This is a genomic window from Kitasatospora sp. NPDC088779 (assembly GCF_040685395.1).
Classification (GTDB): domain Bacteria; phylum Actinomycetota; class Actinomycetes; order Streptomycetales; family Streptomycetaceae; genus Kitasatospora.
In genome coordinates this window covers 20689-46204 of record NZ_JBFBHW010000010.1, presented here as the reverse complement: position 1 = coordinate 46204, position 25516 = coordinate 20689, and the positions used below count along the sequence as shown (strand labels likewise).

At 72.5% G+C, this 25516-nt stretch carries 24 protein-coding genes and 1 riboswitch; of the genes, 10 read left to right on the top strand and 14 right to left on the bottom strand.

What is annotated here, in order from left to right; genetic code table 11:
• Positions 1–101 precede the first annotated feature (101 nt).
• On the bottom strand, positions 102–1151 hold the full coding sequence (locus AB0P03_RS11705) for a hypothetical protein (RefSeq protein ID WP_363628671.1): 1050 nt from the start codon (positions 1149–1151) through the stop codon (positions 102–104).
• Between the two features lie 443 nt (positions 1152–1594).
• A riboswitch (cobalamin riboswitch) is annotated at positions 1595–1738 on the top strand.
• Between the two features lie 191 nt (positions 1739–1929).
• On the opposite strand from AB0P03_RS11705, the gene AB0P03_RS11700 reads away from it, so the two are divergent.
• The 10 genes from AB0P03_RS11700 (at position 1930) to AB0P03_RS11655 (ending at position 8803) form a co-directional block, all read left to right on the top strand.
• Positions 1930–4359, top strand: coding sequence for a ribonucleoside-diphosphate reductase subunit alpha (locus AB0P03_RS11700; protein ID WP_363628734.1), 2430 nt, complete (start codon positions 1930–1932; stop codon positions 4357–4359).
• Between the two features lie 20 nt (positions 4360–4379).
• Complete coding sequence (locus AB0P03_RS11695; protein ID WP_079136257.1) at positions 4380–5375, top strand: ribonucleotide-diphosphate reductase subunit beta; 996 nt, start codon at positions 4380–4382, stop codon at positions 5373–5375.
• A gap of 77 nt (positions 5376–5452) precedes the next feature.
• Positions 5453–5740: an ATP-binding protein gene (locus tag AB0P03_RS11690; RefSeq protein ID WP_363628669.1), complete on the top strand. Its 288-nt coding sequence runs from the start codon at positions 5453–5455 to the stop codon at positions 5738–5740.
• Positions 5737–6009, top strand: coding sequence for a hypothetical protein (locus AB0P03_RS11685; protein WP_363628667.1), 273 nt, complete (start codon positions 5737–5739; stop codon positions 6007–6009). Before AB0P03_RS11690 ends, AB0P03_RS11685 begins: the two co-directional genes overlap by 4 nt.
• A 146-nt stretch (positions 6010–6155) precedes the next feature.
• Positions 6156–6359 (top strand): hypothetical protein, encoded by a 204-nt coding sequence (locus AB0P03_RS11680; protein ID WP_363628665.1) that lies wholly within the window; start codon positions 6156–6158, stop codon positions 6357–6359.
• Positions 6343–6864 carry a DUF6879 family protein gene (locus tag AB0P03_RS11675; RefSeq protein ID WP_363628663.1) on the top strand — a complete coding sequence of 174 codons (522 nt, stop codon included), beginning with the start codon at positions 6343–6345 and terminating at the stop codon, positions 6862–6864. Before AB0P03_RS11680 ends, AB0P03_RS11675 begins: the two co-directional genes overlap by 17 nt.
• Positions 6861–7694, top strand: coding sequence for a helix-turn-helix transcriptional regulator (locus tag AB0P03_RS11670; RefSeq protein WP_363628661.1), 834 nt, complete (start codon positions 6861–6863; stop codon positions 7692–7694). The genes AB0P03_RS11675 and AB0P03_RS11670 overlap by 4 nt, the downstream gene beginning before the upstream one ends.
• Before the next feature lie 61 nt (positions 7695–7755).
• Entirely contained in the window at positions 7756–7992 is a 237-nt protein-coding gene (locus AB0P03_RS11665) for a hypothetical protein (RefSeq protein ID WP_363628659.1), read from the top strand.
• An 84-nt stretch (positions 7993–8076) separates the two neighbouring features.
• Positions 8077–8313, top strand: coding sequence for a DUF397 domain-containing protein (locus AB0P03_RS11660; protein WP_363628658.1), 237 nt, complete (start codon positions 8077–8079; stop codon positions 8311–8313).
• Positions 8314–8389: 76 nt separating this feature from the next.
• Complete coding sequence (locus AB0P03_RS11655; RefSeq protein WP_363628656.1) at positions 8390–8803, top strand: hypothetical protein; 414 nt, start codon at positions 8390–8392, stop codon at positions 8801–8803.
• An 835-nt stretch (positions 8804–9638) separates the two neighbouring features.
• Here the strand turns inward: AB0P03_RS11655 and AB0P03_RS11650 are convergent.
• The 13 genes from AB0P03_RS11650 to AB0P03_RS11590 form a co-directional block, all read right to left on the bottom strand.
• Positions 9639–12176 (bottom strand): FtsX-like permease family protein, encoded by a 2538-nt coding sequence (locus tag AB0P03_RS11650; protein WP_363628654.1) that lies wholly within the window; start codon positions 12174–12176, stop codon positions 9639–9641.
• Positions 12177–12206: 30 nt separating this feature from the next.
• On the bottom strand, positions 12207–12962 hold the full coding sequence (locus AB0P03_RS11645) for an ABC transporter ATP-binding protein (protein WP_363586991.1): 756 nt from the start codon (positions 12960–12962) through the stop codon (positions 12207–12209).
• A gap of 132 nt (positions 12963–13094) precedes the next feature.
• Positions 13095–14333 (bottom strand): HAMP domain-containing sensor histidine kinase, encoded by a 1239-nt coding sequence (locus AB0P03_RS11640; RefSeq protein WP_363586969.1) that lies wholly within the window; start codon positions 14331–14333, stop codon positions 13095–13097.
• A gap of 5 nt (positions 14334–14338) precedes the next feature.
• Positions 14339–15055 carry a two-component system response regulator CseB gene (gene cseB / locus AB0P03_RS11635; protein WP_363619353.1) on the bottom strand — a complete coding sequence of 239 codons (717 nt, stop codon included), beginning with the start codon at positions 15053–15055 and terminating at the stop codon, positions 14339–14341.
• Positions 15056–15287: 232 nt separating this feature from the next.
• Entirely contained in the window at positions 15288–16184 is an 897-nt protein-coding gene (locus AB0P03_RS11630; protein ID WP_363628652.1) for a sugar ABC transporter permease, read from the bottom strand.
• A complete protein-coding gene (locus tag AB0P03_RS11625; protein ID WP_363628650.1) occupies positions 16181–17731 on the bottom strand; it encodes an ABC transporter permease subunit in 1551 nt (516 codons plus the stop codon). Before AB0P03_RS11625 ends, AB0P03_RS11630 begins: the two co-directional genes overlap by 4 nt.
• Positions 17728–18942, bottom strand: a complete 1215-nt coding sequence (locus tag AB0P03_RS11620; protein ID WP_363628648.1) for an alpha-amylase family glycosyl hydrolase — start codon at positions 18940–18942, stop codon at positions 17728–17730. Before AB0P03_RS11620 ends, AB0P03_RS11625 begins: the two co-directional genes overlap by 4 nt.
• A 182-nt stretch (positions 18943–19124) precedes the next feature.
• On the bottom strand, positions 19125–19769 hold the full coding sequence (def, locus tag AB0P03_RS11615; RefSeq protein WP_363628646.1) for a peptide deformylase: 645 nt from the start codon (positions 19767–19769) through the stop codon (positions 19125–19127).
• A gap of 83 nt (positions 19770–19852) precedes the next feature.
• Entirely contained in the window at positions 19853–20845 is a 993-nt protein-coding gene (locus AB0P03_RS11610; RefSeq protein WP_363586975.1) for a hypothetical protein, read from the bottom strand.
• 313 nt (positions 20846–21158) lie between these two features.
• A complete protein-coding gene (locus AB0P03_RS11605) occupies positions 21159–22490 on the bottom strand; it encodes an HD domain-containing protein (RefSeq protein ID WP_363586976.1) in 1332 nt (443 codons plus the stop codon).
• 23 nt (positions 22491–22513) lie between these two features.
• A complete protein-coding gene (locus tag AB0P03_RS11600; RefSeq protein WP_363586977.1) occupies positions 22514–23962 on the bottom strand; it encodes an HD-GYP domain-containing protein in 1449 nt (482 codons plus the stop codon).
• Positions 23963–24299: 337 nt separating this feature from the next.
• On the bottom strand, positions 24300–24707 hold the full coding sequence (rsrA, locus tag AB0P03_RS11595; protein ID WP_363628645.1) for a mycothiol system anti-sigma-R factor: 408 nt from the start codon (positions 24705–24707) through the stop codon (positions 24300–24302).
• Positions 24704–25447: a sigma-70 family RNA polymerase sigma factor gene (locus tag AB0P03_RS11590; RefSeq protein WP_063351149.1), complete on the bottom strand. Its 744-nt coding sequence runs from the start codon at positions 25445–25447 to the stop codon at positions 24704–24706. Before AB0P03_RS11590 ends, rsrA begins: the two co-directional genes overlap by 4 nt.
• Positions 25448–25516: the final 69 nt, after the last annotated feature.

Genomic DNA, 25516 nt, shown 5'->3' with positions numbered 1-25516 from the left:
GGACACAACCGGAACACTCGTGCGAATGACTGCCCCGAGAGCCTGCCACACTCCCCCGGCACCGGCGAGCGAACCCGCCGGGGCCGGGGTGCCACGGCGGATCAGCCGGCCGCGGCGGCCCCCGGCGCACCCGGCGCGGCCGCGGACGCGGCCTTGGCGCGCTGGAGCAGCTGGCCCTTCACGTGCTCGCCGAAGCCGACGGCCGCCGCGGTGGCGGTGGCGTCGGCGGTGTCGCCGCCCTTCGCCGAGCCCTCGACCGTGAAGTAGGCGTACCGGCCCAGGGTGTTGTGCGTGTTGGTGCAGCCCGGAGTGGCGCAGAAGGCCGGCGCGCCCGGCGCGACGGCGCCCTTGAGGTGGCCGGTGTAGCTCTTCATCGAAGTCTCGGCCTGGATCTTGTGGTCGAAGACCGCGACGCCGACGGTCACCGCGCTGTCGCCGGAGACGTAGGTCGCCCGGAGCACCTTCTGGCAGCCCTGGTCACCGAGGACCTTGCCGAGCCCGCCGGTCGTCGAGTTCCCGTCCCAGCAGGGCGAGTCCAGCGAGACGAAGGTCCGGTTCCAGGTGGCACCGTTGACCGTCACCTGGAGCGCGGAGAACAGTGCCCCCGCGTCCTGCGGCGCCGGGTCGGTGGCGGCCTCCCAGATCGGCTTCGACGGGTCGTCCGGCGCTCCGCCCGGGGTGCCGGACGGGTTCCCGCCCGGGGTTGCGGCGGCACTCGGCGCGGCACTCCGGGCGGCACCCGATGCGGCGGAGGACGGCCGGTTGGAGGCCGAGGCGATCGGCCCGGCGACCGGCTTGTCGCCGCCGCCCTTCGTCAGCAGCACCGCCCCGCCCGCGATCAGGCCGCCGACCAGGACGACCGCGACCGCCACGCCGAGGGCCCGCAGTCGGCGGCGGCGCTTGCCGTCCGCCGCGTTGCGGTCCGCCAGCGCCTCCCAGTTCGGCTCGGCGCGCTGCGGCGCCTGGGGCTGCGGGTACGACTGCGGATGCAGCTGGGGGTGTGCCTGGTGATGCGCCTGGGGGTTCGGCTGGGGATGCGGCTGGGGGTTCGGCTGCCACTGCGGCGGCAGCTGCTGCCCTGGCGGTCCCGGCTGCGGCAGCGGAGGCTGCCCCGGCGGACCGGGCTGCGCCACCGGCTGCGCGGGCGGCACCGGAGGCCCGTACGAGGCCGGCGGCGGCCCGAAGCCCCCGCTCGGCGGCAACACCGGACCGGGCACCACCGGCGGCTGCTGACCGTGCGCGTCCCCCGGCCCGGGGGGAGGCGTTCCCTGCGGACCCTGCCCGGGTGCGCCAGTTCCGTCGCTCACGCGCCCCCTCGCTTCGCTCGATGATCGCTTCGCGAAACGCGCCCCTCGGCGCTTCGCTCGCTCATGCGCCCAGATCGTAGGGCATGCCCGCGGCAACCGGTCCGCCCGGTGACCGTTCCGTATCGAAACCAGGACGCCGGGGCCCGGAATCAGGGCGCCGGGAGCCCGGAATCAGGGCGCCGGAAGCCCGGATCCGAGGCGCCCCAAGGCCACGACCCGCCCCCTCCCGGCACCACCGGTTATCGCTCCGACACACCGCGCCGTACTACATGTGGGGTCGCATCAGAGAGACACCACTAGATGTATGCTCAATCCTGCTGTCGATGCAGGGGAACCCGGTGCGAATCCGGGACTGCCCCGCAGCGGTGAGCGGGCGGCTACCAGTAGCCGCCCCGCGAGTCCGAGTACCTGCCGACGGTGTGCGCACGGGCCCTCCCGCAGAGGCCGCGCCAGCACGAGAACTACCTTCCGGGCCTCGCGGGCGGGCCGGGGACGCCACTGTCGCGCGACGCTTCCTGCGTACGTGCCGTGCTCCCCTGCCCCGAACGGCCCGGTACCCCCCGATCACCGCCGCCGATCGCCGCCAGGAGAGAGCGCCTTGACCACCGCTGCCTCAGCCACCCTGCCCGCCCAGGGCACCGGCCCCGCCCCCACCGACCCGACGGTCTCCGACCCCGGCGGCGCGCTCCTTCGGCTGCTCACCGACCGCAGCGTCGATCTCCCCCAGGTGGACCCCGGCCATGTCGCCGCCGCCGCGCTGCGCGGCCGCCACGCCGGCTCGGACTTCGCCGAGCTGCGCGGGCTGGCCGTGGACGCCGCCGCGTCGATGATCGCCGAGGACCCCCAGTACTCGAAGCTGGCCGCCCGGCTGCTCGCCCTGGAGATCGTCGACGAGGCGAACAGCCAGGGCTCGCGCTCCTTCGCCGCCTCGATCGCCGTCGGCCACGCCGAGGGCCTGATCGGCGACACCACCGCCGCCTTCGTCACCAAGCACGCCGCCGCCCTGGACGCGCTGATCGACGCGCACGGCGACGACCGCTTCGAGTACTTCGGCCTGCGCACCGTGCAGTCCCGCTACCTGCTGCGCCACCCGATCACCCGCAAGGTCATCGAGACCCCGCAGCACTTCCTGCTCCGCGTCGCCTGCGGCCTGGCGGTCGGCGACAGCGAGCAGTCGGTGCGCGAGGTCGCCGAGCTGTACGGCCTGATGAGCCGGCTGGAGTACCTGACCTCCTCGCCGACCCTGTTCAACTCCGGCACCCGGCACCCGCAGATGTCGAGCTGCTACCTGCTCGACTCCCCGCTGGACAACCTGGACTCGATCTACAACCGCTACGCGCAGATCGCCCGGCTGTCCAAGCACGCCGGCGGCATCGGCCTGTCCTACTCGCGCATCCGCTCGCGCGGCAGCCTGATCCGCGGCACCAACGGCAAGTCCAACGGCATCGTCCCGTTCCTGCGCACCCTCGACTCCTCGGTCGCCGCCGTCAACCAGGGCGGCCGCCGCAAGGGCGCGGCCTGCGTCTACCTGGAGACCTGGCACGCCGACATCGAGGAGTTCCTGGAGCTCCGCGACAACACCGGCGAGGAGGCGCGGCGCACCCACAACCTCAACCTGGCGCACTGGATCCCGGACGAGTTCATGCGCCGGGTCAACGCCAACGAGGACTGGTCGCTGTTCTCCCCCGCCGACGTGCCCGAGCTCGTCGACCTGTGGGGCTCCGACTTCGACGAGGCCTACCGCAAGGCCGAGCTGGCCGGCAAGGCCGTGCGCACCATCCCCGCGCAGACCCTGTACGCCCGGATGATGCGCACCCTGGCGCAGACCGGCAACGGCTGGATGACCTTCAAGGACGCCTCCAACCGCGCCGCCAACCAGACCGCGCTGCCCGGCCGCACGGTGCACTCCTCGAACCTGTGCACCGAGATCCTGGAGGTCACGGACGACTCCGAGACCGCCGTCTGCAACCTCGGCTCGGTCAACCTCGGCGCCCACGTCGCCCCGGGGGCCTCCGTCGACGACCTGCTCGGCGCCATGGACTGGGAGCGCCTCGACGCCACCGTCCGCACCGCCGTGACGTTCCTCGACCGCGTGGTGGACATCAACTTCTACCCGACCACCGAGGCCGGCACCTCCAACTCCCGCTGGCGCCCGGTCGGCCTCGGCGTGATGGGCCTCCAGGACGTCTTCTTCAAGCTGCGGATCGACTTCGACTCCGCCGAGGCCGCGCGACTGTCCACCCTCATCGCCGAGCGCATCATGCTCACCGCGTACGAGCGCTCCGCCGACCTGGCCGAGCAGCTGGGCCGCCACGAGGCCTACGGCGAGACCCGCGCCGCCCGCGGCGAGCTGCACATCGACCACTTCCCGACGGCCGCCCCGCAGTGGGCCGACCGCTGGACCGCGCTGCGCGCCCGCATCGCCGAGACCGGCCTGCGCAACTCGCTGCTGCTGGCCATCGCGCCGACCGCGACCATCGCGTCCATCGCCGGCGTCTACGAGTGCATCGAGCCGCAGGTCTCCAACCTGTTCAAGCGCGAGACGCTGTCCGGCGAGTTCCTCCAGGTCAACCCGTACCTGGTGCGCGAGCTCAAGGAGCTCGGCGTCTGGGACCAGCAGACCCGCGACGCCCTGCGCGAGGCCAACGGCTCCGTCCAGGAGCTGGGCTGGCTGCCCGCCGAGGTCCGCTCGCTGTACCGCACCGCCTGGGAGCTGCCCCAGCGCGCGCTGATCGACCTGGCCGCGGCCCGCATGCCGTACCTCGACCAGAGCCAGTCGCTGAACCTGTTCATGGCGGCGCCGACCATCGGCAAGCTCAGCTCGATGTACGCCTACGCGTGGAAGGTCGGTCTCAAGACCACCTACTACCTGCGCTCGCGCCCGGCGACCCGGATCGCCCAGGCCGCCTCCGGTACCGCCCGCGCCGCCGTGCCCGCGCCCGCGTCCTCGTCCGCGCCCGTGCCCGTGAACACCCCGACCCTCACCCCGGAGGAGGAGGCCGCGCTGGCCTGCTCCCTGGAGAACCCCGAGTCCTGCGAGGCCTGCCAGTGAGCACCCCCGACCGCGAGAAGATGCTGCTCGACCCCGGCTTCGAGCTGACCCTGCGCCCGATGCGCTACCCGTCGTTCTACGACCGGTACCGGGACGCGATCAAGAACACCTGGACCGTCGAGGAGGTGGACCTGCACTCCGACGTCGCCGACCTGGCCAAGCTCAGCGAGGGCGAGCGCCACCTCATCGGCCGCCTGGTCGCCTTCTTCGCCACCGGGGACTCGATCGTCTCCAACAACGTGGTGCTGAGCCTCTACAAGCACATCAACTCCCCGGAGGCGCGGCTGTACCTGTCGCGCCAGCTGTTCGAGGAGGCCGTGCACGTCCAGTTCTACCTGACGCTGCTCGACACCTACCTGCCCGACCCCGAGGACCGCAACGCGGCCTTCGCCGCGGTGGAGAACATCCCCTCCATCCGCCAGAAGGCGCAGTTCTGCTTCAAGTACATGAACGCCGTCGACCACATCGACTCGCTCCAGACCAAGGAGGACCGCCGCGCGTTCCTCCTGAACCTGATCTGCTTCGCGGCGTGCGTCGAGGGCCTGTTCTTCTACGGCGCGTTCGCGTACGTGTACTGGTTCCGGTCCCGCGGTCTGCTGCACGGCCTGGCCACCGGCACCAACTGGGTGTTCCGCGACGAGTCCATGCACATGGACTTCGCGATGTCAGTCGTCGACACCGTCCGCGAGGAGGAGCCCGACCTCTTCGACGACGAGATGGCCAAGCAGGTCACGGAGATGCTGGAGGAGGCCGTCGAGGCCGAGCTCCAGTTCGCCCAGGACCTGTGCGGCGACGGCCTCGCCGGCATGAACACCGACTCCATGCGCCAGTACCTGGAGGCCGTGGCCGACCAGCGCCTCGCCCGCCTCGGCCTGCCGATCCGCTACGGGTCGACGAACCCGTTCGGGTTCATGGAACTCCAGAACGTCCAGGAGCTGACCAACTTCTTCGAGCGCCGCGTCTCCGCGTACCAGGTCGCCGTCGAGGGCTCCGTCGCCTTCGACGACGACTTCTAAACCCGCAGACACACCAGAGGTGCCCCGCCCGGCTCACCGCCGCGCGGGGCACCTCTGGTGTTTCCCCCATCGGCGGGTTGCTGGTCAGCGAACTCGTCACCAACGCCATCCAGCACGCCCGAGCCCCGCGCGACCGGCTGATCTTCGTCCGCTACCACCTCGCCCCGGACGACACCCTCCGCATCGAGGTGCACGACGCCGACAGCGAGAAGCCCGCATTCCGCCCCGCTTCCACCTCCTCCGAGACCGGCCGAGGCCTGCTCCTCGTCCAGGAGTTCGCCACCCAGTGGGGCTGCTGCCCCCGCGCCGGCGGCATCGGCAAGCTCATCTGGTGCCACGTCTCCGCCGCCGCGACCGCCGCATGACCGCCGTACGTCCCGAGATCACGGGCATCATGTTCCCCGCCCCGTTCCCCAGCCTCGACCACGCGCTCCCCGTCCTCTGGGAACACGTCCGAACGCTCCCGATCCGCGCGGCCCACCGGGATTTCATCCGCCTCTGCATCGGCCCCGGCGGCGGCAACGGCGTCGCCCGCCGCCTCACCCGGGGCAGCAACTGGAGCACCACCCTCTACATCGGCGAGATGACCGACTGGACCGCCCACCCCATCACCATCACCACCCACCAACCCTGAACTCCCTCGCCCCCGACCGGCGTTCGCACCGATCGGGGGCGGCCACAACCCACCCGACCGATTTCCCGTTCTCGAAAGATCGAGTCCTTGACCCTGCACCCCGGGAGTCGGGAACATCGAACGAGACGCCAAGGGGAGGAACAGCCATGAAGCTGACCGAACTGGACAGCTCCTGCGACAACGGGCCCTGCCCGACGATCTACTCCACCGACACCGGGGAACTGGTCGTCCAGGGCTTCCGGGTGGACGACCCGGAAGCCCTGGCCACGATGCAGTTGCCGGACACCGAAACAGCCGTACGTATCCCGATCGACCTCCTGGTGAGGGTTGCCCGTGACCATCTCTCCTGACGCCTTCGGCGCACTCTTCGACGGCTTCCAGCGGGAAGCGTTCCGGCTGGAGACGCTGGACGACTACAGCAAGTCCGGCAGCGTCGACGCCTATCAGGCCTTCTTGGCCGGGGAGCCTCAGCCCGCCGACTACAACGCCGCCTGGCTGACGCAGGTCCGGCGGAACACCACTGCCGGCCGCAGGATGTACCGCGTTCACATCCTGACCCGGCCGCTCACCCCGTATCTCCAATTCGAACTGGGCTGGGGCTACCGGACGAACACCACCGCTGGTGAAGAGTTCTTCATCCTCGACATCACGGAGAAGCCAAACCCCATCGAAGGCGTTCCCGACTTCTGGTTGTTCGACGAGTCCACGACCGTTTCGATGACCTACGACAACGAGGGCGGTTTCCTCGGTGCAGAGGATGAGCCCAACGTGAAGAAGTGGATTCACTGGCGAGATGCGGCGCTGAGTCACGCCGAACCGTTCACGGACTGGTGGGAGCGGTACGGAAGCAGGTGAAAGGCAGTATCGGTAGCACGCTGCGGGAGCTGCGAAAGGCCAGCGGGAAAGAGGCCAAAGCAGTAGCCCGCAGCGCTGCCATGTCCGCGTCCAAGCTGAGCCGTATCGAGACGGGGAAGATCGCTCCGACGGCCATGGATGTTGACCGCATCCTCACGGCGATCGGGGTATCCGATGAAGTCCGAGCCGGACTGGTCGAGACGGCCCGGAGAGAAGCCACAGAGGCTACAGCATGGCGCCTGTACCGCCGCAGCGGCTTCCACTTGCACCAGGACGCCATCCGCGCCGTAGAAGCCGAAACGGTCGTTCAACGGATCTTCCAGCCGTCCTGCATCCCTGGCCTGTGCCAAACGCCGGAGTACGTCCGGGCAATCCTCAGCACAAAGGGCCTGACCGAGGAAGTGCTTTCCCGGACCATCGGTGCCCGAATCCAGCGCCAAGCCGTACTTTTCGAGTCCGCCAAGTCATTTCGCTACCTGATCACCGAATCGGTACTGCGCTGGCGACTTATCTCCCCACCCGAAATGGCCGTCCAGCTGGACCGACTTATCGCTCTTTCTCGCCTCCCGAACGTCTGGATCGGCGTAGTACCGCTCTCAGCTCACATGACGGAAGCACCATCCTCATCATTCGCCATCTACGACAACCGGATGGTGATCGTGGAGATCCCTCATGCGGAGATCACCACCAGCGAGCCGAAAGATGTGGAGCTATACCTGGAGCGGTTTGGCCGATTCGAACTGAAAGCTCTTGCTGGAGACGCCATGCGAGATCTGGCTGGGACCGTCCGGGACGAGTTCTTGCGGGATCAGGAAAGTGTGCGGGAATAACCCCAACGCCCCGGTAATTTGGTGACTCGCCGAAATGATTCGAGAGCCACAGGAGCGCTCCATGCCCACTGACGGTTTCGCACAGCCGACCGGCACCACACGCCGCCGTACGCACGCGGAACTCATGGAGCGGATCGACAACAATCCGGTCCGGAAGGACCTGACGACCGGGTGTCTGGTCGAAATCGTGGGCGCCCAGGACGGCCGGGCGCTGGTCCGGCCGCTGTTCGAGCCGGACGCCAAGCCGCGCCAGGTGCCGGCCGACCAGCTCACCACCCGCATCAGCCTGTGGGGCTGAACTCCCCCTCATTCTCCCGCCCAAGTCCTGGGCGGGGCGGGGCCGTTCCGTGCTGCCCCGAAGCGATACCGGAAGGTGCAGGCGATGACTGAGCGCAACCTGTACGAACTCGACCTCTCCCAGGTCGAGTTCAACCGTGCGTGCGGCGGCAACCAGGGCGGGGGCGACGACGGCGAGTCGTGCGTGACCCTCGGCCTGGTCGAGCACGGCGTCTTCGCCCTCGGCGACAGCAAGCGTCCCGACCGCGAACCGTTGCTGTTCACCGCCGAGGAGTTGACCGAGGCCGGAATCGACCCGGCGCGGTTCGGCCTGTCCGTCTGAAGTCCCCTGACAGCCCCGGCCGCCCGCAGTCCCGTGCGGGCGGCCGGGGCTTCAACGTCTCCGAGGAGAAGCACAGTTGCACTTCCACGGCTACGAGTGGACCGGTGACGGCCGGCTGTTGGCGAAGGAACCGGAGCGTCGCCCGATCGAGGCCGCACGGTTCGGCCTCTCGGAACTCCCGCCGATGATGACCGGCTGGTGGCTCCTGCGCCCGGCCGCCCAGGTGCGGGGCACCTGGGTGGCGGTGAGCAACGCAGTGGACTGGCTTGCGGAACGGTACGAGGAACACACTCCTGGCGGCGACCCCCAACTTCCCTTCGAGGCACGGCGACTCCGCGCGGTTGAGCAGTTGGAGGGCGCCTCGGACGTCGCCTGGTCCCGCTGGGTGTCCGACAGCCGCTGGTCGGGCCACTACGTGATCGCGTGCCCCAACCGGATCTGGCCGGACATCCCGTGCCCGATCCGACCCGCTGCCCGGCCGTCAGCCTGATGTGCGATCGCCGGCCAGGCCAGTCACCCGACGTCCAGGTCCTTGATGACCGCCTCAGCGGTGCGGCACTCCGCACAGATCGGCATGCTCCTTGGCCCTTCTCGCTGTCTCAGGCCCAGGTGGAGCCACAAGAGGCGCAGCCCCAACGGCCTTCCATCGTCTGGTACATGGTGCCCGACCCGCACACGACGAAGGAGTTGCTGCCAACCGGTCGCGTGTGGGTGTTGAGCTGCTGGTCGTGGCGCTCCTCGACTCTAACCAGGCCCTGGTGACGTCCGATCCCAGTTTGCATCGAAGCGGGCTTTCTCCGCCTCGACCAGTGGCCGGACCACCTCGTCAACGGATCGGTGAGAGATCTCGGCGAACTCGTGGAGCCAGTCGACGAGGTCGGCGGGTAGGTGGAGGGTGATGCGGCGTGTGGCGGGAAGTTCAGGCATTGGGCTCTCTTGTGAGGGCTGTGTAGGTTGCAGGGCCATAGCAACGCCTGGTCAACCTTTGCCGAGACGGACAAGCCGGTCAATCTTCGCCGGGACAGGACGCGCCGCTCAGGACTCTCGTGACGGCTCCGGTACCGGCCAGGCCTGCGGGGGAAGACACTGACCGGTCCCGCCTGCACGAGACTTCCGGAGGAATGGTGAGCACAGCGTCCCTGCACGGCCACCACGACGACCAGCAGCCGATCCCGCGGACCCAGGCCTCAACGTTCCTTCGCCGTCTCGGGGCCCAGTGAGCGACCACATCGAGGACCCGGACGACCCGATCGCCCTGTCCCGGCCGCGACGCTGACAGTCCCCGCCCGGCGTTCGTGCCGGGCGGGGACAAGGGGATCGACGGGTCACACCTCCGCGACCGCCACCAGCGGGCTGAGGGCGGCGGCCCGGCGGGCGGGGACGGCGGCGGCGAGGGCGCCGATCGTGAGGGACGCCAGGCAGACGAGCGCGATCGTGCCCCAGGGCAGCACCAGCGCGTACTGCTTGACCGCGCCGCCCGCCAGCGCGCCGACGGCCCAGGCGCCGAACAGGCCGCCGGCCAGGCCGAGCAGGGTGCCGAACGCCGCGACCGTCACGGCCTCCAGGCGGATCATCCGACGGATGCCCGCGCGATCCATGCCGATGGCGCGCAGGGCGCCGATCTCACGCGTCCGTTCGGTGACGGACATGGCCAGGGTGTTGACGATGCCGAGCGCGGCGATCACGACGCCGATGCCGAGGAGCCCGTACATCAGCGTCAGCAGGTCGCCCATCGTCCCCGCCGCCTCCCGCACCAGCTCGGCCCGGTCCTGCACCTTCAGCAGCGGGTTGTTGCCGACAGCGGTCCGCAGGTCGCGCCCGGACAAGCCGTCGCCCCGGACGAGGATCCGCTGGACGGAGCCGGGCTTGAAGCCGTGCTGCTGCACCTCGCCCCGGGCGCCGACCGCGTCGTGGGCGGTGGGGTTGTCCTGGTAGACGCCCACGACGGTGTACCGCGTGAACTCCTTGCTCCGGCCCATCCGCACGTTGACCTGGCCTCCCGTGCTCACCCCGGTCTCCCGGGCGACGCTGCTGGAGACGGCGATCCGGCCGGGCCCGAGGTCCTGCACGGAACCGCTCACGAAGTCGAGCTTCACGGCCTGTTCAACAAAGACGGGGTCGATGCCGGAGATCTCACGGACCTTGCCGCCGATGACCACCGTGGAGTCCGCGACCGCGCTCGCGCCGCGCACCCCCGCAAGACCGGCCACCCGCTGCACGGCCGCCGGGTCGATGCCGGTCATGGTGTCGCCGGTGCTGATCACGTAGTCGGCGGCGAGGCCGTCCGCCGCCTGCCGGTCGAGGGCCTGTCCGGTGGAGCTGCCGATGGTGGCGAGCCCGCTGACCAGCGCCGTGCTGATCAGCAGCGTGGCGGCGGTCGCCGCCGTGCGCCGGGGGTCGCGCAGCGCGTTCTGCCGGGCCAGCAGGCCGACGACGCCGAACCGCCGGGTGAGGCGGCCCGTCAGCCGGATCACCGGGACGGCGAGCGTCGGTGCCAGCACGATCAGGGCGACGACCAGGAGCCCGCAACCCGCCATCGCACTCCGCAGATTCGCCTCGGAGGCGTCCTTCGCCGCACCCGCGAGCGCGACCAGCCAGCCGACGCCGAGGACGAGCAGCCCCACCCCCACGATCGGACGCAGCCGCGAGCGCCCGCCCGGCTGCGCGGCCGCCGCCCGCAGCGCCTCGATCGGCGCGATCCGCGCCGCCCTGCGCGCGGGCAGCCAGGCGGCCGACACCGTCACGCCGACCCCGACGAACAGGGCTGCCGCCACCGGCCGGGGCCCGATGACCAAGGGCCCCTCCGGCAGCCGACCGCCCTCGCCACTCAACAGCCCGGGCAGCACGGCCGCGATGCCGAGCCCGAGGACGAACCCCACCACCGACGCGACGACCCCGACCAGCACCGCCTCGGCCAGCAGCGAGCACACCACCTGGCGCCGGGTCGCGCCGACCGCCCGCAGCAGGGCGATCTCCCGGGTGCGCCGGGCGACGAGCATGGTGAAGGTGTTGACCACGAGGAACGAGCCGATGAACAGCGACACCCCGGCGAAGACCATCGGCAGCTTCTGGTAGCCCCGGGTCAACGTGCCGACGTAGATGGCTTGTTGGTTCGCCTGCGCCTGTCCGGTGGTGACTTCGGCCCGGCCGGGCGGCAGGACGGCGGCGATCCGCTCCGCCAGCTCGTACTGGCCGGCGCCCGGCCCGGCGGAGACCTCAAGGCTGGTGTAGTGCCCGGGAGTTGCGAACAGCCGCTGCGCGGTGGCCCGGTCGAACAGGGTGAGCGTACCGCCGGCCGTGACCCGGGTGTCCGTGGTGGTCACGATGCCGACCAGCCGCGCGGTGAGGGCCGGGCCGTCCGTGGCGAGCGTGACCGGGTCGCCCACCCGGTACCGGCCCGCCGCCGCGGTGCCCCGGTCGACGGCGATCTCGTCGGCACCGGCCGGGGCACGCCCCTCGACCACGGGGTAGCGGGCGTCCTCGCCGTCGCGCCCCGGGACGTAGGCGTCCGCGAGGTTCGTCCCCCGCTTGACCCGCAGCGGCCTGCCGTCGGCCGCGTTCAACGTGGCGCTCCCGTCGACCGACGACCGTACCGCCGCGACGCCGGGCACGTCCGCGATCCGGCGCGCCAACTCGTCCGTCAACACGTTCGGCTGGTCGGGGGCGGCAGGGGACTCCTTCGCGGTGACGCTGACCGCGATGTCGGCGAAGGTGCGGGACGCGGCCGCCCGGTGGGCGGCGGCGGTCGAGTCCGCGAAGACGAGGGTGCCGGAGGCGAAGGCGACGCCGAGGCAGACCGCGAGGACGGTCATGAGCAGCCGGGCCTTGTGCGCCAGGACGTTGCGCAGGGCTGTGGTCAGCATGATCAGCTTTCGAGAGTCGGGGGGTGCGGGTCAGCCCGCGAAGGACTTCATGACGTCCAGCACCCGGTCCGGCGTCGGGTGCGCCATCTCGTCGACCAGCCGCCCGTCGGCCAGGAACACCACCCGGTCCGCGTACCCGGCGGCCACCGGGTCGTGGGTCACCATGACCACCGTCTGCCCCAGCTCCCTGACGGAGTCCCGCAGGAAGCCGAGCACCTCGGCCCCGGACTGCGAGTCGAGGTTGCCGGTCGGCTCGTCGCCGAACACGATCGAGGGCCGCGCGACCAGCGCCCGGGCGACCGCGACGCGCTGCTGCTGCCCGCCGGACAGCTCGGCCGGCCGGTGGTCGAGGCGCCGGGAGAGCCCGACCATCGACACCACGCGGTCCAGCCACTGCCGGTCCGGCGTCCGCCCGGCCAACGACAGCGGGAGCGTGATGTTCTCCAGCGCGGTCAGGGTGGGCAGCAGGTTGAACGCCTGGAAGATGAAGCCGACCCGGTCCCGCCGCAGCCGGGTGAGCTGCCGGTCGCCCAGGCCGCCCAGCTCCGTCGTGCCGATCCGCACCGACCCCGACGTGGGGGTGTCGAGCCCGGCCGCGCAGTGCATCAGGGTGGACTTGCCGCAACCGGACGGGCCCATGATCGCGGTGAACTCGCCCTCCCGGAAGGCCACGCTGACCCGGTCCAGGGCGGTCACCCGGGTGTCGCCGCCGCCGTAGGTCTTCGTCAGGTCGGCGACGGCGGCCGCGACCCCGGGGGTCGCGTGCAGGGCAAGGGGGTTGGCGATCACGGGAGGGGCTCCTGTCCGAGGTGCGAGTCGGTGCACTTCGAAGGGTGTCCGGAGCACGTATCAGGCCCCTGCGCCGCCGTGTATCGACGACCGCTCCGCTCGGCAGCAGTCCGGTAGCAACCGAGGCGGTCAGCCCGGCAGCCGCAGAGTCGCCACCGCGCCGCCGTCCTCCGCGTTGTCGAGGCGCAGCTCCGCGCCGAGCAGCCGGGCCTGCCCCAACGCGATGGTCAGCCCCAGTCCGTGGCCCGTGCCGCGCTCGGCGGCGCCGGTGTGGAAGCGCCGCGGGCCGTGGCGCAGCAGGTCCGGCGGGAAGCCGGGGCCGTGGTCGCGCACGACGACCGTACGGTCCTGGACGGTGACCAGGACGGGGGCGGCCCCGTGCCGGTGCGCGTTGACGACGAGGTTGCCGACGATCCGCTCCAGCCGCCGCGGATCGGTCTCCACCGTCAGCTCCGCCGCCACGGCGATCTCGGCCTCGTACCCGGTGCGCAGCACGGCCTCCCGGACGACGGCCGCGAGCGGCACCCGGGCCCGCACCACCTCCTCCGCCCCGGCGTCCAGCCGCGAGATCTCCAGCAGGTCCTCGACCAGAGCGCGCAGGTCCCGCACCCGCGCCCGGATCAGGTCCTCGGTCTCGCCCGCCGGCAGCAGGTCGACGGCGGCCAGCAATCCGCCGACCGGCGTGCGCAGCTCGTGTGCCACGTCCGCGGTGAACTGCCGTTCGGAGCGCAGTCGTCGGCCGAGGCTGTCGGCCATCAGGTCCACCGTCGCCGCGATGTCGGCGACTTCGTCGCCGCCCTTGGTGGGCCCGGTCCGGGCGTCGAGGTCCCCGGCGGAGATCCGGCCGGCCGTCTCGGCGACCCGCCGCAGCCGGCGGGCGAGCAGCCCGGCCCCGTAGACCGCGGCCGGTGTGGCCGCCGCGAGCGCGACCAGCGAGGCCACCGCCATCGCCACGTCCAGCCGGGGCAGGTCGGAGAGCTGCGGTCCCAGGTTGACCCGGATGGCGAGGACGGGGCTGCCGGGCCCGCCGGTGCGCTGGGCGGCCCAGTAGCTCGGGCCCGAGTTCCCTTCGGCGTGCCCGTCGTAGGCCGTGTGCCGTTCGCCGTCGACCGGGTGGCGCAGGGCGGCGGGCAGGTCGACGGGGTCGAGTTCGGCGCCGTCCGCCAGCGATCCGGTGCGCCGGTAGACGTCCATGGCCGAGTAGACGGCGTTGAAGGCCTGCGCCTCGGCCCGGCTGCGGATGTCCTGCGCCGTCCACAGGTGCACCAGCACTCCGACCGCCGCCGCGACGAGGCAGGCGGTGGCGGCGGCCAGCGCGGCGATCTTCCAGCGCAGGGGGGCGCGGGCCGGCCGGGGAATCGTGTGCACCGCTCTCAGCGCCTGAGCTTGTAGCCGAAGCCGCGGACCGTCTCGATCCGCTCCCGGCCGAGCTTGCGGCGCAGCCGCTGCACGCACAGGTCCACGACCCGGCTGTCGCCGTCCCAGCCGTACTCCCAGACGTTGCGCAGCAGGGTGTGCCGCTCCAGCACGACGCCGGGGTGGGCGGCGAACTCCAGCAGCAGCTTCAGCTCGGTCGGGGTCAGCGCCACCGGCGCCCCGCCGACGGACACCTCCATTCCGGCGGTGTCGACGGTGAGGTCCCCGAACACCAGGACGTCCCCGTCGGCGGCTCCGGGCGAGGGCGCCGGGGCGGGTGGCGCGTACGTCGCCCGCCGCAGCAGCGAGCGGATGCGCGCCACCAGCACGTACGTGTCCACGGGCTTGACCACGTAGTCGTCCGCCCCGGCCTCCAGGCCGGCGACGACGTCGAGGCCGTCGCCGCGCGCGGACATCATCAGGACGGGCACCAGGCTGGTCTCCCGGACCTTGCGGCACAGGCCGATCCCGTCCAGGCCGGGCAGCATCACGTCCAGGATCAGCAGGTCGAACTGCTCGTCCCGGAACAGTTCCAGCGCCGTGAGGCCGTCCGCCGCGGCGGACATCCCGTAGCCGTAGCGTTCCAACGCGACGGTGAAGGAGCGGCGCATCAGCTCGTCGTCCTCGACCAGCAGCACGCGGACGGGGTGCGGGGGCGGCGCGGGCGAGGACACGGGCGGACGGCTCCTGCTCGGACGGCTGCGGGCGGCGGGCGGTGGGCGGTGGGCGGCGACGCACGGTGGGCGGTGGCAAACGGCGGCGGCGGACAAGGGCACGATACGACAGATACCGGACGCATCGGCCTCCTCGCCCACATCGACGTCAGGCCGCGCGCTCCCTGATACCCGGCGGATACAAACCCGCCGACGAACCCGCCGACGAACCCCCCGCCGCACCCGCCACCGGTCACCCCTTGACCGACCCGGCGGTCAGGCCCTGGGCCAGGTAGCGCTGGAGGAACTGGTAGACGACGATCACCGGCAGCGAGGTCACCAACGCCCCGGCCGCGAACAGCCCGTAGTTCTGGTCCTGTTGGCCGGAGATGATCCCGTAGAGGCCGACCGCGACGGTCTTGGAGTCGTTCGAGGTCAGGAAGATGTTCGCCAGGATCACGTCGTTGAGCGCGGCGGTCAGCGACAGGATCGAGATGACCACCAGCATCGGCGCGGCGAGCGGCAGGATCAGCCGGAAGAAGATCTGCGCGTGCCCGGCGCCGTCCACCTTGGCGGCCTCGTCGATCTCGCGCGGGATGGTGTCCAGGTAGCCCTTCATCAGCCAGGTGTTCACTCCCATCGCGCCGCCGAGGTAGACCAGCACCAGGCCCCACGGGGTGTCCAGGCCGATCGCCGGCAGGACGTCCCCGATCTTGGCGAACATCAGGTAGAGCGAGATCACCGTGAGGAACTGCGGGAACATCTGCACCAGGAAGACCGCCATCAGCCCGATCCGCCGGCCCCGGAAGCGGAACCGCGAGAAGGCGTACGCGGCCAGCACGCCGAGCAGCACGTTCAGCACCGCGAAGGTGCCGCAGACCAGCGCCGTGTTCCCCAGCCGCCGGGCGAAGGGGTACTGCCCGCTGGTGAACAGCGCGGTGAAGTTGGCGAGCGAGGCGTGCCGGGGCAGCAGCGTGGACGACTGGAGCGTGCCCAGCGGGTTCAGCGCCGCGGACAGCACGAACAGCAGCGGGAACAGCGCGAAGCAGACGGCGAGCACGGCGATCAGGTGCCGCCAGCCGAAGCGGCGCAGCCAGCGGGCGGCAGTGGAGACGGCAGGGGCGGGGGCAGGGGCAGGGGTGGCGGTCATGCGTTCAGCTCCTCCAGGGCGCGGGTGCGGCGGAAGCCCACCAGCGTGATCAGCCCGACCAGCAGGAAGATGACGATGGACAGCGCGGCGGCGAAGCCGTACTGCGCGCCCTGCCCGCCGAAGGCCAGCCGGTAGGTGTAGCTGATCAGGATGTCGGTGGATCCGGCCGTGCCGCCCGCGCCGTCGAACGGCCCGCCGCCGGTGAGCAGTTGGATCGCGTTGAAGTTGTTGAAGTTGAAGGCGAAGGACGAGATCAGCACCGGCGCGGCGGCGACCAGCAGCAGCGGGCAGGTGACCGCCCGGAACGCCGTCCACGGCCCGGCGCCGTCGATCCGGGCGGCCTCGTCGAGTTCGGCGGGCATCGCCTGCAGCACGCCCGTACAGATCAGCAGCATGTTGGGGAACCCGAGCCAGAGGCTGGTGAGCACCACCGCGAACCGGGCGTTCCAGGCGTCGCCCAGCCAGTCGACCCTGGCGTGCAGCAGTTGGTTGAGCAGCCCGAAGTCCCGGTAGTACATGCTCTGCCAGATCAGGATGCCGATGAACGCGGGCATCGCGTACGGCAGCAGCATCAGCGAGCGGTAGACCCGCTGCCCGCGCAGCCGCGGGTGGTGCAGGGTGAGCGCCAGGCCGAGGCCGAGGGCGAAGGACGCGCCGGTGGAGAGCAGGGCGAAGCCGAAGGTCCAGGCGAGGACGCCGAGGAAGGGCCCGCGGATGGCGGGGCTGGTGAGCACGGCGGTGAAGTTGGCGAAGCCGACGGTCAGCGCGGTGCGCCCGGTGGCCAGCGGGCGCAGCAGCCCGTGCGGCGAGACGGCCGCGACCTCGGGCCGCTCCACCCGGTATTCGGCCTCCAGGGCGGTGTACCGCACGCCGTCGGCCCGGACGGCGACCGGGTTGACGGCGCTCCAGGTCTCGCCGGGGGCGAGCCGCAGCCGCTCGGCGGCGCTGAGCGAGACGACCGGCGAGGGGGCGCCGAAGAGGTGCAGCAGCGCGTGCCGGGAGCGGGGTCGCCAGGCGTCCTCGTGGTGCGGCGCGGCCGGGTCCTCGTAGTAGAGGAGGTCCGCGCCGGAGGTGTAGCCGGCCTCGTCGAGCAGTTGGACGGCCAGTTCGCGGGCGGGCCTGGCCATGATCAGGCCCTCCCGGCCGCCGATGTCCAGCCAGAGTCGGCGCGGGCCGCGTCGCCGGTAGCGCTCGTGGACCACCTTCTCGCCGAGGTCGGCCGGGTCGACGTGGGTGAGGAACGGCGAGAGGACGGCGTTGGGCACGCCGACCGCGATCAGCTCGGGGATCAGGCCCTCGGCGTACAGCTGCTCCAGCGTCCGGTCCAGCGCCCAGGTGGGCCGCTGGCCCTGGTCGAAGACCTGCTGGCCGTCCTGGAGGTAGAGCACGGGGTAGTCGGCGCCCGGGTCGTCGTCGTAGCCGGGCGGCAGGTGGACGAGCAACTCGCGCTCGTTGCCGAGCAGTTCGGAGCGGAAGCCGGGGATGCGCTCGATCCGGCCGCGGCGCGTGCCGGCCCCGGCAGTCCCCGTGGTGCGCACGGCGCTCATCGGGCCACCGACCAGACGTGCACGGCCGGGCCCTCGGCGGGCAGGTCGCGGCCGGGGACGAGCTGGGGCCCGCCGAGCAGGTGGGTGGCGTGCCACTCGCCGGCCACCGGCGGGTGGTCGGCCCGGCTGATCTGCACCAGGATCCGCTCCCGCTCGTCCTCGCGCTCGAACAGCAGGACGTCGCGCTCGGCGAGCAGCCAGCGCAGCCCGCCGCCGCTGAGCGCGCTGTGGCTGCGGCGCAGCCGGATCAGCTCGCGGTAGGTGCGGTAGGTGTGCTGGCCCCAGGCGGATTCGTCCCAGGGGAACGGCTTGCGGCCCTCCTCCAGGCCCTCGCCCTCGACGCCGACCTCGTCGCCGGAGAACACCATCGGGGTGCCGGGCAGGGTGAACAGCAGGGCCGCGCCCAGCAGTTGGCGCTCGGGGCCGGCGAAGCTGCGGAACCTGGCGGTGTCGTGCGAGTCCAGCAGGGTGAGGTTGTGCACCCGGCTGCGCCAGGGCAGGGCGGCGCCGAACGCCGTCATCACGGCCCGCACCTGGGCGCCGCCGTAGTCGGGGATCGGCCCGGGCACCGCCCAGAAGTCCTTCTGGTCGTGCCGCTCGGCGAGCCAGGACCACACCGGGCGGGTGAAGCCCGCGTAGCTCATGGTGCCCTGCCAGCCGTCGCCCTTGAGGGTGAGCGAGGCGTCGTGCTGGTGCTCGGCGAGCAGGACGGCGTCGGGGTTGGCGGCCCGGACGGTGGCCGCGGTGGTGGTGGCGACCCGCTGGTTGAGCTCCACCTCGCCGCGCCGGCCGGCCATCTGCGCCACGTCGACCCGCCGGCCGTCCAGGTGGAACGGCGCCTTGAGGTACTTGGCGATCACCGAGTCGGGGCCCTCGTAGAGGCGGCGGCGCAGTTCGGGCGAGCGGTGGTCGAAGGTCGGCAGGGTGCGCACGCCGAGGAAGGTGGCGTAGTCGTCCGGGCCGCCTTCGCCGAAGAAGTAGAAGCCGGCCTCGGGGCTGTGCGGGTCCTGCTGCGCGGCGCGGAACCAGTCGTGGTCGCTGCCGGAGTGGTTGAGCGTGATGTCGCCGATGACCTTGATGCCGCGCCGGTGGGCCTCGGCGGTGAGCGCGATGAGCGCCTCGTCGCCGCCGAGCGCGGGGTCGACGCGGTCGAAGGAGACGGCGTCGTAGCGGTGGTTGGAGCGACCCTGTGGCGCCAGCTGGAGGGACACGGCGGGCAGGCCCGGGACTACCTGTTCACGCCGGAGCTGGTCGCCCGCGAGTCCACCGGCCGGGCACCCGGCTGACGGGACGCGACCGGCAGAGCGCGACCGGCGGCGTCAGGAGCGGGAGCGTCACGTGCGGGAACGCCGAGGGCCGGGACGCCCGTCGCGCCCCGGCCCTCGGCGGTTCGTCAGTCGTTCGCCACGGTCGCGTACCGCGGGGTGCCCTCGGCCATCTGCTTCAGCGCGTCCTTGCGGTCCCGCTTCGACAGCTTGTCGATGTAGAGGGTGCCGAACAGGTGGTCGGTCTCGTGCTGCAGGCAGCGGGCGAAGAAGCCGGTGCCCTCGACCCGGATCGGCCGGCCGTCCTTGTCCACGCCGGTCACCGCCGCGTACTCCGGGCGGGGCAGCTCGGCGTACGCGCCCGGCACCGACAGGCAGCCCTCGTTGCTGTCGTCCAGCACCCGCCGGCGGTCCGCCGGGTACTCCTCCAGCGTCGGGTTGATCACGTGGCCGACGTGGCGCACGCCCTCGTCGTCCGGGCAGTCGTAGACGAAGACCTTCAGGTCCACGCCGATCTGATTGGCCGCCAGGCCCACGCCCTCGGCCGCGTACATCGACTGGAACATGTCGTCGATCAACGCGGACAGCTCACCGTCGAACGCGGTGACGTCCTTGACCTCGCGGTGCAGGACCGGGTTGCCCACCACGGTGATCGGGCGCGCGGTGCCCTTGGAGAGGTCCGGCTGCTCGCCGACCACCTTCAGCGGGGCCTCGTCGGCCGCCGACTCCTGGTCATGGTCGTGGTCGTGCTGGTGGTCCTGCTGCTCCGCCATCGCTGCTTATCCGCTTCCGCTTCCGAGAATGGTCCAGGTATTCGGCTCTCGCCGGGTACACCGCTCAAGGGTAAGCGGCGCGCTCAACAGACTTCTTCCAGATCGCGGTACGCCCGCGTGCCGGGCGAGGACGCGGCCCAGCGGTCCAGCAGCGAGCGGACCAGCAGGGCGGGCGCGGCGATCCCGCACTCGCGCTCCACCAGCCAGGACATTCCGGCCTCCCCGCCCTGGCTGAGGTGGCTGAGGTGTCCGGGGTGCGCGGCGTCGCCGTCGTCGTGCGGGTCGTGGTGGGCGGTGTTCCCGTCGTCCGCGGCCATCCGGCTCTCCGAACAGGCCCGGCAGAGCAGCCGCACCGAGGACGTCCAGTCCTCCGCCGCGTAGCCGGCGTCCGCGACCACCCGCTCCAGCGCGTCCCGGTCCCCCGCCGTGGCGGCCTGGAGCAGCACCACGTAGGTCGGCACCGGGGACGGCGCCCACAGCTCGATCTCGTCGAACACCGGGTAGGCGACCCCGTCCGTGACCCGCTCACCGTGCGGGGCGCCGTCGTGCAGCACCACCTCGCCCCAGCGGCGGCCGGAGGACGGCAGCGGGATGGACAGCACCTCGATCCGGGCCGGGTCCAGCCGGCGGCCCCACACCACCTCGGACTCGCCGTCCGGGGAGAGCCGCACCGGGGTGGTGCCGAGGTCCAGGCTGACCGGGCCGTCCTGCTGCCCGCCCGGGCCGCCGGGCAGCTTCAGCCCGTACGCCTGCCAGGCGCGGCGGGCCAGCGGCCAGTCCTGCAAGGCGGTCGCGGTGATGCCGAGGTTCCACCAGTCGGGGGCGCCGTGCTCGCGGTCCAGCAGGGCGACGGCCCGCAGCCCGGCCGAGCGGGCCTGCTCCCAGTCCCGGCGGAACTTGTGCAGCAGGGCGAGGTTGAACCAGGAGTCGGACAGCCAGGGCTCCAGGTCGGCGGCCATCACCAGCAGCGCGCCGGCGTCCTCGTAGCGGCCGTCGCCGATCAGCGTGAAGGCCCGGTCGGTCGTCTGCCGCCAGGTGGCGGACGGCCGGTGCCGTGCCCGGTGGAAGATCCTCACGTTCGTCCCTGCCGTCGTCGTCCGCTCAAGTCCCGTACCGCCGCGTCCGGATCCACTTCCGCGGGGGTCCGGGGCACGGTGCCCCGGGTCGGTGTTCCACGCTACGACCGCATCCAACCACGCCCGCCCCCGCCCGCGCTCCCCACCGCCGAGGTTGGGGCCGCCCCTACCCAGCCTGCCCGCCCGGCCGCCCCGCCTCAACCCCGACGGAGGCCCGCCGGTCCGCGGCGCTCCGCCGGAGCCCGGGTCAGCCTCCGAACTCAGGCCCGCGCCCGAGCCCGCCCGAGCCCGGGCCTGATCCACCGGACAGGGCCTAGCCGCCCACCCGGGCCAGTGCGTCCACCACCCGGGCGTCGTACACCCGGCCGCGCCCCAGCCGCAGCACCTCCAGCGCCTCCAGCCGGCCCACCGCCTCGCCGACCCCGCGGCCGCGGGCCGCCGTCAGCAGGTCGTCGTGGGCGTTGGCCACCCGGATGATCCGGGCCGCCAGCGGCACCGCGCCGTCCCCGCCGGCCGTGCCGAGCACCGGATCGGCCAGCCGGGCGACCTGCTCGGCGACCTGCCGGGGCACCCCGGTGCGGCGGATCACCTCGCTGCCCAGCCGGGCGATCCGCTGCTGCTCGGCGCAGGGCAGCAGCGCGGTCGCGCCGTCCGGCACCGGCTCGACCAGCGACAGCTGGCCCACGTCGTGCATCAGCGCCGCGTACTCCAGCAGGGCGAGTTCCCGGGTGCCCAGCCCCAGCTCGCGCCCCAGCGCGCACGCCGTGTCCGCGACCCGGCGGGCGTGCCCGTGCGGGGTGTAGCCGGCCACCTCGGTGGCCCGGGCCAGGCTGGCGATGGTCTGCCCGGTGGTGGCCCGCACGGCCGCGGCCCGCCGGAAGGACACCTGGGCGAGCAGCAGCGGGGTGCAGAACAGCGGCAGCGCCCACAGCCCGACCTCGCCGGCCGCCAGGCTGACCAGCATCCCGGTGGCGACGATCGCCGAGCCGATCCCGAACAGCGAGCGCAGTTCGTCCTCCAGCGCCGCCGGGAACCGCAGCCCGCCCTCCAGACCCGCCGCCGACCGGCGCAGCAGCGCCGCCAGGGTCGCGTCGCAGAGCGCGGCCAGCGCGGCGACGGCGGTCAGGAACGCCCCGTACGCCGGGCCCTCGGGCGAGAAGCGGTCGACCAGTCCGCCGTTGTAGAGCGGCTGGAAGACGGCGGCGGCGAAGCCGACCCCGAGCAGCCGGCGGGCGGCGCTGTCCCGCCGGGCCGGATCGGCCCAGGGCGGGCGCCGGTGCGGGCGGCCGGGGCGGGCCCGCTGGATCAGGCCCGGTCGGCCCCGGCCCGGGCGGCACGCCCTGAGCCGGGGCAACGCAAGGCCGGGCAGCCAGGACAGCAGCAGGCCGACGCCGGTCACCGCGACGACCTGGAGCATCCCGGGCGCGGTGGGCACCCCGCGCAGCGGCCCGAGCAGGGCGTACGCCAGCGCGCCGGCCGCGCCGATCGGCGCCTGCTCGCGGTCGCCCGGAAGAGTGATCCGGACGCACTCGCCGAGCGCGATCAGCGCCGTGAACGCCAGCGCGACCCGCGCCCCGGCCACCCCGCGCAGCGCGACCGCGCCCACCGCGAACACCAGCAGCGCGGCCGCCGCCGCGTGCACCACGCGGGCCTCCCGGCCGGCCGCGGTCACGGCTGCCCGGCCGTGGGGACGCTCCCGCCCTGCGCGGGCACCCGGCCCGGCGCCGCCCGGGCCGGCTCGGGCACTCCGAGCGGAATGTCGGGGACGGCCCGGATGCCGTCCCCGGGCGGCGGCAGCACCGGCTGCCAGTCGTGCCCGGCCAGCGCGTCGATCAGCGCCCGGACCATCACCGGGTCGAACTGGCTGCCCGAGCAGCGCTCCAGCTCCGCCACGGCCTCGGCGACCGGGCGGCCGCGCCGGTAGGAGCGGGTGGAGGTCATCGAGTCGAAGGCGTCGGCGACCGAGATGATCCGGGCGAACTCGGGGATCTGCTCGCCGACCAGCCCGCTCGGGTAACCCCGGCCGTCCATCCGCTCGTGGTGGTGCAGGATCCCGGCGTGCGCCTCGCCGAGGAAGGCGATCCCGCGCACCAGCTCGTACCCGTACACGGGGTGGACCTCGACGGCCCGCCGCTCCGCCTCGCTGAGGGGACCGTTTCTGCGCAGCAACTCGGTGGCCACGCCCAGCTTGCCGACGTCGTGCAGGATCCCCGCGAAGCGCAGGGTGCGCAGCCGCTCGGCCTCCATGCCGAGCTGACCGGCGATCAGCACCGAGGCCCGGCCGACCCGTTCGCTGTGCCCGCGGGTGTACGAGTCCTTGATCTCCACGGCCTGCACCAGCGACTGCACGGTGGCCTGGTGGGCGTCCCGCTCGCGCTGCCCCTGGGCGAACACCCAGGCCGAGATCGACAGCGGCAGCAGCGCCAGCAGCGCCGCGAACGCCCCGTACGGGCCCTGCCAGAGCACGGCCACCATCAGGCCGCCGGCCGCGTGCACCAGCACCGGCAGCCCGCACACCGCGACCGCCCCGCGCAGCAGCACGACGGGCCGGCGGTCCTCCGCGAGCATCAGCATCGCGCCCACCAGCACCCCGTTGACCAGGCAGAACGTGACGACGGCGGCGAAGCCGGGCAGCAACGCGGCCGGGAAGCGGGAGCCGAGCAGCAGTTGCGGCCCGTGCAGCAGGTGGAAGGCGGCCGCGGAGGCGAAGGCGCACAGCGCGAGCTGGGAGCCGTTCCACAGCTGGCGGGTCCGGCAGCCGTGCCCGGCCGGGCCGCCGAGCACCGCGGTGGGCACCGCGACCAGCGCCGCGGCGGCCGGCGGCAGCATCAGCACGCCGGCGAACAGCACCGGGAAGAAGGCGTTGACCCCGGGGCGGGAGAGCGCCCGCTCGGGCGGCGGCGGGCGGCGCAGCAGTCGGCGGACCAATCGCAGGCAGGGTGTCGGCAGGCCCTGGGCCAGTGACTCCCAGCAGCCGTGCAGGAAGGCCAGCAGCCCGACCTTGGGCCAGTCCACCGGGGCGCCGAGCCAGCGCGGGACCCCGGGCGGCACGCCGGTCGGCAGCAGCGGCAGCAGGCAGCACAGCGCCGCCACCGGGACGGCCACCAGGTAGCGCATCGCCCCCTCCGGCAGGGCCGCGTCTTCGCCGTCGATAGCGATCTCGACCTCCCCGACGTCCGGGCCCGCGTTGCCTCAGCTCGCCGGGCGGACCGGCGGTGAGCGTCCGTCAGGAGGATAGGCCGCCACCCGGGCGTAAGGACGCATGATGGCGCGACGACGCTGCTGGCGCACCGCCAACTCACTCGAACGAGTGAGGGGCGCATGCAAGCACAAAGGGAGCGGCCCCGGGAGCGCACGCTCCCGGGGCCGTCTGACTCCGTGTCCGGACCGCTCGGCCCGCCCTCGCCGGCAGGCCCGTCCGCTTGCTCCGCCCGGCCGTTGAACGGCCGGGCGGCTACTCCGCCGGGGCGCCCGCCTCGACGGTGGCACCGGGCCGGACCGTCGACTCCTCCGGGGCCTCGCCGGCGCCCGGCGCCGTCCGGTCCGCCTCGACGTGCAACTCGACCGTGGTGTCGACGGCGACCACCACCTGCTCGCCCGAACGCTGCCCCGCCCGGATCGAGTCGATCCTGGCCAGCACCTTGCTGCGCAGGTCAGCCGGGGTGTCGTCGCAGCCGCAGGAGCGCTTGATCAGCGCCTTGATCGCCTGCTCCAGCCCGTACTGCTTCAGGCAGGGCGAGCACTCCTCGAAGTGCACCCGCAGCTTGGCGCAGTCGCCCTCGGCCATCTCGTTGTCGAGGAATTCGTAGAGGTGGTCGAGGACCTCGCCACACTCCGTGTCGTGCGGATCGCCGCAGCTCATGAGCCCGAGCCCTTCGCTTCCTGCCCTGCCCCGCTGCCGGCCGGGACGAGCCCGCGCTCACGGGCGTAATCCTCCAGCATGCCGCGCAGCTGACGGCGGCCGCGGTGCAGCCGGGACATCACCGTACCGATGGGAGTACCCATGATGTCCGCGATCTCCTTGTACGCAAAGCCTTCTACGTCCGCGAGGTACACGGCGATCCGGAATTCCTCCGGAATGGCCTGGAGCGCGTCCTTCACATCGCTGTCGGGGAGGTGGTCGAGCGCCTGGGTCTCGGCCGAGCGCAGACCGGTCGACATGTGCGACTCGGCGCGGGCCAGCTGCCAGTCCTCGATCTCCTCCGCCGCCGTGCGCTGGGGCTCGCGCTGCTTCTTGCGGTACGAGTTGATGAACGTGTTGGTGAGGATGCGGTACAGCCAGGCCTTGAGGTTCGTGCCCTCGCGGAACTGGTGGAAGGACGCGTACGCCTTGGCGAACGCCTCCTGGAGCAGGTCCTCCGCGTCCGCGGGGTTGCGCGTCATGCGCAGCGCCGCCGAGTACATCGGATCCAGGTAGCCCAGGGCGTCGCGCTCGAAGCGCTCCCGCCGGGCCTCCTCGCTCTCCTGTGCCGACACCCGGAAGGTGTCCTCACCGATCGCCTCGGCCAGCTCCTCACCGGTGAGCGCCTCGCCCGTGGGCTGGCCCTCCTCCGGGCCCCGGCCCGGCTCGGCCTCGTGCTCGGTCCCGACGACCGGACCCACCTCCTCGGCATGGCGGGCACGACCCACGGCGGGCCGCCCCGAAATGGAGGATATCGGGCTGACGGGCTT

What these genes read in the sequence shown, in the direction of transcription:
- AB0P03_RS11695 (WP_079136257.1), top strand. Translation starts at nt 4,380, where the DNA reads ATGCTGCTCGACCCCGGCTTCGAGCTGACCCTGCGCCCGATGCGCTAC.
- AB0P03_RS11665 (WP_363628659.1), top strand. Translation starts at nt 7,756, where the DNA reads ATGCCCACTGACGGTTTCGCACAGCCGACCGGCACCACACGCCGCCGT.
- AB0P03_RS11650 (WP_363628654.1), bottom strand. Translation starts at nt 12,176, where the DNA reads ATGCTGACCACAGCCCTGCGCAACGTCCTGGCGCACAAGGCCCGGCTG.
- AB0P03_RS11660 (WP_363628658.1), top strand. Translation starts at nt 8,077, where the DNA reads ATGACTGAGCGCAACCTGTACGAACTCGACCTCTCCCAGGTCGAGTTC.
- AB0P03_RS11680 (WP_363628665.1), top strand. Translation starts at nt 6,156, where the DNA reads ATGAAGCTGACCGAACTGGACAGCTCCTGCGACAACGGGCCCTGCCCG.
- AB0P03_RS11630 (WP_363628652.1), bottom strand. Translation starts at nt 16,184, where the DNA reads ATGACCGCCACCCCTGCCCCTGCCCCCGCCCCTGCCGTCTCCACTGCC.
- AB0P03_RS11625 (WP_363628650.1), bottom strand. Translation starts at nt 17,731, where the DNA reads ATGAGCGCCGTGCGCACCACGGGGACTGCCGGGGCCGGCACGCGCCGC.
- AB0P03_RS11600 (WP_363586977.1), bottom strand. Translation starts at nt 23,962, where the DNA reads ATGCGCTACCTGGTGGCCGTCCCGGTGGCGGCGCTGTGCTGCCTGCTG.
- rsrA (WP_363628645.1), bottom strand. Translation starts at nt 24,707, where the DNA reads ATGAGCTGCGGCGATCCGCACGACACGGAGTGTGGCGAGGTCCTCGAC.
- AB0P03_RS11685 (WP_363628667.1), top strand. Translation starts at nt 5,737, where the DNA reads ATGACCGCCGTACGTCCCGAGATCACGGGCATCATGTTCCCCGCCCCG.
- def (WP_363628646.1), bottom strand. Translation starts at nt 19,769, where the DNA reads ATGGCGGAGCAGCAGGACCACCAGCACGACCACGACCATGACCAGGAG.